General features: G+C 63.9%; 1 protein-coding gene. It reads left to right on the top strand.

Going from position 1 to position 1097, the window contains the following annotated elements; all coding sequences use genetic code 11:
* The first annotated feature begins 95 nt into the window (after positions 1–95).
* Positions 96–1046 (top strand): IS30 family transposase, encoded by a 951-nt coding sequence (locus MSB02_RS10505; protein WP_267195200.1) that lies wholly within the window; start codon positions 96–98, stop codon positions 1044–1046.
* Positions 1047–1097: the final 51 nt, after the last annotated feature.

Here is a 1097-nt window from a genome sequence, read left to right as displayed (position 1 = left end):
CGCGAATTCAGATACTAAACGCAACACTCCCGCCCCCAGGTGGGGCGACCTGGGGCACAATCGGTTCCTTACTCCCGCCAAGAAGTGAGGACCGCATGCACGCCCAGATCACCCTGGAAGAACGATACGCCATCAACGTCATGAGGAAACACCGCTATTCGATCCGCGCGATCGCACGAGAGCTCGGACGCGCGCCGTCGACCATCTCCCGGGAGCTCAGGCGCAACCTGCGACCGAGTGGCCGCTACGTCCCCGACATCGCGCACTCCTACGCGACTGCGAGGCGCCGACGATCGAGGCGCAACACCCACTTCAGCCAAGACGAGTGGGGCTTGGTCGAGCATCTCGTGACGCTCGACTGGAGCCCTGAGCAGGTCTCCGGGTGGCTGAAGCTGCACGGGATCTTGAGCATCAGCCACGAGACGATCTACCTGCGCGTGTGGCACGACAAGCGGTGCGGCGGGCAGTTGTGGACGCACATGCGGCAGACGACCAAGAAGTGCCGCAAGCGCTACCGGTCACGCGACAGCCGCGGAAGACTGCCTGGTAAGCGCCACATCTCGGAACGACCGGCCGAGGTCGAGAGCCGGACCACGGTCGGGCACTGGGAGATCGACACGATCAAGGGGGACTCGCAGGCGGCCCACTCCGCTCTCACCGTGGTCGAGCGCAAGACCGGCTACCTGCAGATGGGCAAACTCGCCCGCCACCGAGCGGCCGATGCGACCGCCAAGACCGTCGAGATCATCGGAAGGCAGCCACACCGCTTCAAGACGATCACAGCCGATAACGGCACCGAGTTCCACAGCCACAAGCTTGTCGAGGAAGCCACCGGCGTGCCGTTCTACTTCGCCACCCCGCATCACTCATGGGAGCGAGGCACGAACGAGAACACGAACGGGCTGATCCGCCAGTACCTCCCGAAGCGGACGAGCATGGCCGGCATCACGCAGGCGGACCTGGACGCCATCGCGCACAAACTGAACACCCGGCCCAGGAAGCGACTGGGGTTCCGCACACCGGAGGAGTGCTATGCACAATCGTAGAAAGTCGCTCAGGAAGGCCGTGTGTTGCGATTCAAACTTGAACTCAGGCGG

The sequence above is a fragment of the Anaerosoma tenue genome (assembly GCF_023161965.1).
In the GTDB taxonomy this organism is placed as follows: domain Bacteria; phylum Actinomycetota; class Coriobacteriia; order Anaerosomatales; family Anaerosomataceae; genus Anaerosoma; species Anaerosoma tenue.
Note: the sequence above shows the minus strand (reverse complement) of the source record. Positions and strands in the feature narration are given on the sequence as shown.